We start from the raw sequence: 6,272 nt of genomic DNA, 5'->3' as shown, positions 1-6,272 counted from the left end.
GGAATGGTATTGATTAATGTAAGTGGAACATACTACTATGCTGACTTGAAAGACGGTAAGGCAACATTCAACGTCGCAGGTCTCAAGGCCGGAGAATACACTGCAATCGTAACTTACGCTGGTGACGATAATTATAACAGAAGCGTTGCTTCCAAGGTATTTGTTGTGCATCCTCAAGTTACTCTTGAGCCTGGTGTAAATAATGGTACTGTGACTCCGATTACTGTTAAAGTGTCTGACAATGCTACTGGTGATGTTACTGTTGTGGTGAACGGCACTCCGTACACTGCTAAGGTTGAAAACGGCACTGCCACTGTTTATGTGAAAGATGCTCAGCCTGGTGAGCAGAACGTTACTGTGATTTATGATGACGGTAAAAACCCTGTTACTCAAAACCAGACTGTTGACATTCCTAAAGTAACTGGTTATGATGTGAATGTGACTGCTCCTGATGTGAAAGTCGGTGAAAACGGCACAATCACAGTCAAACTTCCTGAAGATGCTACCGGTAATGTGACAGTTAAGGTGGGCAATCAGACTATTCCTGCTAAGGTTGAAAACGGTACTGCAGTTGTAAACGTAAGTGATTTGCCTGTCGGTTCATATGATGTTGATGTGGCCTACAGCGGTGATGGCAAGTACGCTGGTACAAATACCAAATCACATATCAACGTTGCGATTGACATACCTACAATCAATGCTGTTGAGAAGCTTGTGAGAGGATGGAACAGTATCTATGATTATGAGGCTGTATTCCTTGACAAGTTCGGTAACGCTCTCGAGGGTGTTAACGTGACTTTCATTGTCAACGGCAAGTCCTACACTGTATTGACTGAAAAACATGGTGTGGCTAAATTAGCAACTTCTCACTTGGATGTTGGTGAATACAATGTGACTTCCATTAACCCTGTGACTGGTGAGTCTGTGACTAAGGAGCTTTCAGTTGTTCCTAGGTTGATTCATAACAAGGACATTACCATGGACTTCATGGACGGTACCTATTACACTGTTCTTGTAATTGGTGATGACGGCAATCCTGTCGGCGAAGGTGAAATCATTGACATTTACGTCAACACAATACACTACGTAAGTAAAACCAACAAGGACGGTCTTGCTAAGTTGAAGATCAACTTGAACCCTAAAAACTATAGGGTCATGGCTGAGTATAAGAACTACAAGGTTTACAATAAACTAGTGGTCAAACAAACCCTTAAACTTGTCAAGAAGACTGTTTCAGTCAAGAAAGGCAAGAAGATTGTTCTTAAGGCTAAACTCAAATGGACTAACGGCAAGGCCATTAAGGGCAAGAAGATTGTCTTCAAGTTCAAGGGCAAAAAGTACTCCGCTAAAACCAACAAGAAAGGTATCGCTAAGGTGACTATCAAGAAGAAATCAGTGCTCAAGAAACTCAAGAAAGGCAAAAAATATTCATTCACTGCATCCTACAAAACCAACAAGGTTAAGGGTAAGGTGAAAATTAAAAAATAGTGTTTGACATTAACACTATTTTTCCTTTTATTTTTTTCAAAGCATTTAATTGCAATATTATATTTTTATTTTATACTCTGACTATTTTTTCATTAGTTTAATCAATTGGAATTTCAATTATTCTCATACTTTCCATTGCAGTCAACATGTTCTTCCAGCATCATCTATCTGTAACCGTATTGGAATGAGATTTTTACAATATTTCGATTAATTTATAAATGGTAAAATCTTCATATAGTATAGTGTAAAATAATTGCAGGTTTTAATATGACTATTACTCATAAGCATGTTGATGAAATTTTTGAATACGACGGAAGCCAAATCAACCCGTCATGGGCATTCCAGGAATTTGGCATATACGGATCATCAATAGTCACATGGATAGGTCCGGTCAACATCACTCCCGACAACCTGAAGGACTTCGCTGATGTGGGGCTTGAAATCAAATCCAATTACATGGTCAATTTCATATGCGAATTCTTCGACCAGCAGCCTACAAACATGAGGGTTGCATATCTTCGCCAAAGGCTCCTTGTGATGATTTTCAGGGAAATCCTCACTGAAAAGGGAATCGCTACAAGAAGGGAGGGCGACGATATTTTTGTCGACGGCAGGAAACTGTCAATATCCATCGCTTCAGTGTCCTTGAGCTCCGCTAAGATACACTTTGCGCTTAACCTTGAGGATAAGGGAACTCCGGATGATGTGGACACCATCGGACTGTACGACATTAAGGTGGATGGCCAGCAGGTATTCAATGAAGATAATCTATTAGAATTAATAAACGATACAGTTTCCAGATTCACTGATGAGCTGGAAACAATCGAAAACGACATAAGCAAAACCAAGGTGTTAGGATGAAAATTTTAATTAACGGTATTCAATCAAATTTAAGATTCTCCTCCGCTCACGTGATTCCTGGGCATGAGTCCTGCGGATTTATACATGGGCACTCCTATTTCGTTGACGTTGAAATAGGAGGGGAAAGGGCAGGAAAATTCGATTTCGTAGTGGACTTCAAGGACGTTAAAAGCTACACTCGGGCAATCTGCGACGAGCTGGACCACAGGTTGCTGATTCCAGTTTATAATGATCTAATCGAATTCAAGGATTTCGACAAGAACAAGGATTCAATATTCGATTTGCAAAAGCAGAAATCAGTATACTTCAAAATTGACGGCAAGGGATACACCATACCTTCTGTTGACTGTGTATTTCTGCCTCTGCCGTACTCTTCCGCAGAGGAACTGTCCATGTTTTTCGCCAAGACATTGGCCAAGAAACTCGCTGAAACATATGACAACCTTGAATATGTTGCAGTGTGCGTGAATGAGGGGATTGGGCAAGGTGCAGAGTATAGGGAAGACTTATGATGAAAGCTCCAATAATTGAAATTTTTTCAAGTTTTCAGGGCGAGGGCCTTTTGATAGGTGAAAGGCAAATATTCGTCAGGTTCGCAGGATGCAACCTGAACTGCAACTATTGCGACACCAATGACAGTAAATCCGAGAAATCCGGAGTGCTGATGACTCCTGATGAGGTTGTAAGTGAAATAGAGAAACTCATCACTCCAGATTGCAAAAGCATATCATTTACTGGAGGTGAGCCGAGCCTATATCCTGACTTCATTTCACAGGTCGGCAAGAATTTCAATTTGAAAATAATGCTCGAAACAAACGGTACATTGCCGGACAATATCGATTCAATTGAAGGATTGGATATTGTCTCATTGGATATCAAGCTTCCGGAGCATTTTGATGGTGATTTTGATAATTCAATTTTTTTAAATGAAATTAAATCACTAAATTTATTAATAACCAAATCCATAAATGTATATTGTAAAGTAGTTATATTGCCATCAACAAAAATAAAGTCATTTAAAGAGGTAGTTGAAAAATTATCGCAAAATATTTCAAGCAAAAGCAATCTTAAAATAATTATCCAACCTTCCAGTCCGTTAGGAGAATGGAAAGACATTAATTTTAAATTATTTGAGTTTTCCGAAGTTGTTGGGCAATATTTTGAAGTTTCCACCATTCCTCAAATCCATAAGATTTTGGATATCGAGTGAATTATTGTTTTTAATATTATTGATTTTATTTTAGTGATAGCAATTGTAAAATGAGGTGTGAAAATGAAAGATAAAACATCCGTTAATAGAAAATCAAACACAGGTGCAGTAGAACGAGAGACAAGAGTTCATGATAAAGAAGGAGACATTATGGCCATTGCAAGCCGTGACGTTATTTCAATCCCTCCTTCCAAAAGTATCAAAGACACTGCAAAAGTAATGATGGAACACGAATTTAGAAGATTGCCAATTACTGACCCTGGTTCTGGTAAATTATTAGGTATTGTAACAGTAATGGATATATTAGATTTCTTTGGTGGAGGAAAAAAATTCAACATTATTGAAAAAAAATACCAGGACAACTTCTTAGCTGCAATCAATGAGCCGGTTAAAGAGATAATGACCCGTGACATCATCACATTATCAAACAAGGCTTCCATTGCAGAAACTATCGAAACAATGTTATCTAATCAATTAGGTGCAATTCCTCTCGTTGATGCTGACGGCAAACTTGCAGGAATCGTAACCGAAAGGGATATTGCATTGTCCCTAGCTGGTGTTGCAGGAAAAGACACCGTGCAGGATTTCATGAGTCCTAAAGTATTCACAACCACTCCAGGTACACCTTTAGAAGGCGCATGCAAAATCATGGTTAGGAACGGTTTGAGAAGAATTCCAATCGTGGGCGGAGAAGCCGACATTTCCAATGCGGCTAAAAAACTATTAGGTATCTTAACCTCTACTGATGTTATAAGATTCCTCAACGCTAAAGAATTATTCGATAACTTGAATTCCAACTTAGCAACTGACGTATTGGAGCAAACCAAGATTTCCGACATAATGGCTAAAGAGCCAATCACAGTCGAACCAACAATGACCATTGGCGAATTATGTGAAGTATTTGCTGATAAAAACATTGGTGGAGTTCCAGTAGTCAAAGACGATAATGTGCTTGGAATCATTACTGAAAGAGATATTTTAAACGCAGTTAAAAGATATTAAACTAACACAATCAATATTAGGAGATGATAATATGCAAATTAAGAATTTGATGTCTGAGGATATAATCACCGTGGACAAGGATCAAAATCTTTCTGATGCTTTGAAATTATTGCGCAAACATAATGTTTCACGTTTGCCTGTAACCAATAATAAGGAATTAGTTGGTATTATTTCTGAAAGAGATATAGCTAACAAGCTAGGTTCTTCAAAATATGAAAGCATGCCTGCATCAAGACTTCATATTTCATCTGTAATGGTTAAAGATGTATTCACAGTTCCTGAAACAATGCAATTAGATGAAGTGGCAAGATTAATGTTGGAAAACGGTATCGGTTCCGTTCCCGTCATGAATGAAGATGACAAGATGGCCGGAATCGTGTCCAAGGCTGATTTTGTCACACTTGCAGTGGGAATTGCTTTTGAAAAGATTACTGTTAAGGAAATTATGACAAAAGACTTGACAGTGGTCTCACCAACCGAAAGACTTGTTCACGCAAGAAGGCAAATGATAGAATCCCATGTTGGAAGATTGCCTGTCGTGGATGATGAGAATCTTGTTGGTATGGTGACCTCCAAGGACTTGATGAGGGCATTCATCGACTTTAGGAAAAAGGTGCCTGAAAAGTACCAGAAGTCTCAAATCAAGGAGGTTCTTGTTGAGGACATAATGTCTTCAAACCCAACAGTGACATCCAAGGATGCAACTATCGCTGAAGTTGCAAAAGTCATGATGGAAACCGGATACAATGGTTTGCCTGTTGTTGAAGGCAATGTCGTCGTTGGTATTATAACACAAACAGATATTTTAAGGCTGATTGAAAAATTGGAATCTTAAAAATATCTTCTTTTTTTATTTTTTTTAGGGGGTCTAAGCATTACTTTAATATCATTTCTAGGTCCTAAGGGAACATTCACTCATGAGGCCGCCAGTCACGTGGGTGATGAGTTGATTCCATACTGCACTATTCCTGCAGTGATGGAAAGCGTCAGCAATGGCGAGACTGGTTTTGGAGTCATACCTATTGAAAACTCAATTGAGGGTCCGGTCGGAATAACATTGGATTCGCTCGCTCACAAGTTCGACTTGAAGATTTACCGGGAGATAATCATTCCCATCAATCAGAATCTCATGGTCAATCCGGGTAGCGGGATGGATGACATTGAGGATGTGTATTCCCATGCGCAGGCTATAGCGCAGTGTCAGGAGTTCATCAGAAAAAACATGATCCAGCCTCATTATGCCGTCAGCACCGCAAGGGCTGCCAAGGACATTTTGGGTTTCAAAAACAAGGCGGCAATCGGAAACCGTGTCGCTGCGGAATTATATGGTCTGGATATTCTAAAGGCCAATATCCAGGACACCGACAATAACGAGACAAGGTTCGTTGTCGTTTCGAAAGATGATCATGAACCCACCGGCAGGGATAAGACATCCATAATCTTTTCAATCTATGAGGACAGGCCGGGTGGATTGTATCATATTTTGGGGATTTTCGAGAAAAACAATGTGAACCTGACCAAAATTGAGTCCAGACCGTCAAAGAAGGGTTTGGGCAAATATTTGTTCTTCGTTGACTTTGAAGGCCATGCTGCTGATGAGATGGTTCAGGATATTTTGGCTGAAATAGATGAAAATACTTATTTTTTAAAAGTTCTAGGTTCCTATCCTCATTTTAGGTAACATTTAAATTATTGTTTTAATATATTTTAA

At 39.1% G+C, this 6,272-nt stretch carries 7 protein-coding genes; all 7 read left to right on the top strand.

Annotated elements, in window-relative coordinates; genetic code table 11:
- Positions 1 to 1,488: Ig-like domain-containing protein (locus QZU77_RS00915; RefSeq protein ID WP_295598633.1), on the top strand; the 1,488-nt coding region annotated here is incomplete at its 5' end.
- A 267-nt stretch (positions 1,489 to 1,755) separates the two neighbouring features.
- On the top strand, positions 1,756 to 2,349 hold the full coding sequence (locus QZU77_RS00910; protein WP_295598629.1) for a DUF366 family protein: 594 nt from the start codon (positions 1,756 to 1,758) through the stop codon (positions 2,347 to 2,349).
- A complete protein-coding gene (locus QZU77_RS00905; RefSeq protein ID WP_295598626.1) occupies positions 2,346 to 2,861 on the top strand; it encodes a 6-carboxytetrahydropterin synthase in 516 nt (171 codons plus the stop codon). The genes QZU77_RS00910 and QZU77_RS00905 overlap by 4 nt, the downstream gene beginning before the upstream one ends.
- Complete coding sequence (locus QZU77_RS00900) at positions 2,861 to 3,559, top strand: 7-carboxy-7-deazaguanine synthase QueE (protein ID WP_366208852.1); 699 nt, start codon at positions 2,861 to 2,863, stop codon at positions 3,557 to 3,559. Before QZU77_RS00905 ends, QZU77_RS00900 begins: the two co-directional genes overlap by 1 nt.
- 63 nt (positions 3,560 to 3,622) lie before the next feature.
- A complete protein-coding gene (locus tag QZU77_RS00895; RefSeq protein WP_295598620.1) occupies positions 3,623 to 4,561 on the top strand; it encodes a CBS domain-containing protein in 939 nt (312 codons plus the stop codon).
- Between the two features lie 31 nt (positions 4,562 to 4,592).
- Positions 4,593 to 5,396, top strand: coding sequence for a CBS domain-containing protein (locus tag QZU77_RS00890; protein ID WP_295598617.1), 804 nt, complete (start codon positions 4,593 to 4,595; stop codon positions 5,394 to 5,396).
- Between the two features lie 39 nt (positions 5,397 to 5,435).
- Complete coding sequence (pheA, locus tag QZU77_RS00885) at positions 5,436 to 6,242, top strand: prephenate dehydratase (RefSeq protein ID WP_295598642.1); 807 nt, start codon at positions 5,436 to 5,438, stop codon at positions 6,240 to 6,242.
- Positions 6,243 to 6,272: the final 30 nt, after the last annotated feature.

It is taken from the genome of uncultured Methanobrevibacter sp. (assembly GCF_902774605.1).
Classification (GTDB): domain Archaea; phylum Methanobacteriota; class Methanobacteria; order Methanobacteriales; family Methanobacteriaceae; genus Methanocatella.
Note: the sequence above shows the minus strand (reverse complement) of the source record. Positions and strands in the feature narration are given on the sequence as shown.

Excerpts from the sequence above, each read along its gene's own strand:
- QZU77_RS00890 (WP_295598617.1), top strand. The coding sequence starts at position 4,593 with ATGCAAATTAAGAATTTGATGTCTGAGGATATAATCACCGTGGACAAG.
- QZU77_RS00905 (WP_295598626.1), top strand. The coding sequence starts at position 2,346 with ATGAAAATTTTAATTAACGGTATTCAATCAAATTTAAGATTCTCCTCC.
- QZU77_RS00910 (WP_295598629.1), top strand. The coding sequence starts at position 1,756 with ATGACTATTACTCATAAGCATGTTGATGAAATTTTTGAATACGACGGA.
- QZU77_RS00900 (WP_366208852.1), top strand. The coding sequence starts at position 2,861 with ATGAAAGCTCCAATAATTGAAATTTTTTCAAGTTTTCAGGGCGAGGGC.
- QZU77_RS00895 (WP_295598620.1), top strand. The coding sequence starts at position 3,623 with ATGAAAGATAAAACATCCGTTAATAGAAAATCAAACACAGGTGCAGTA.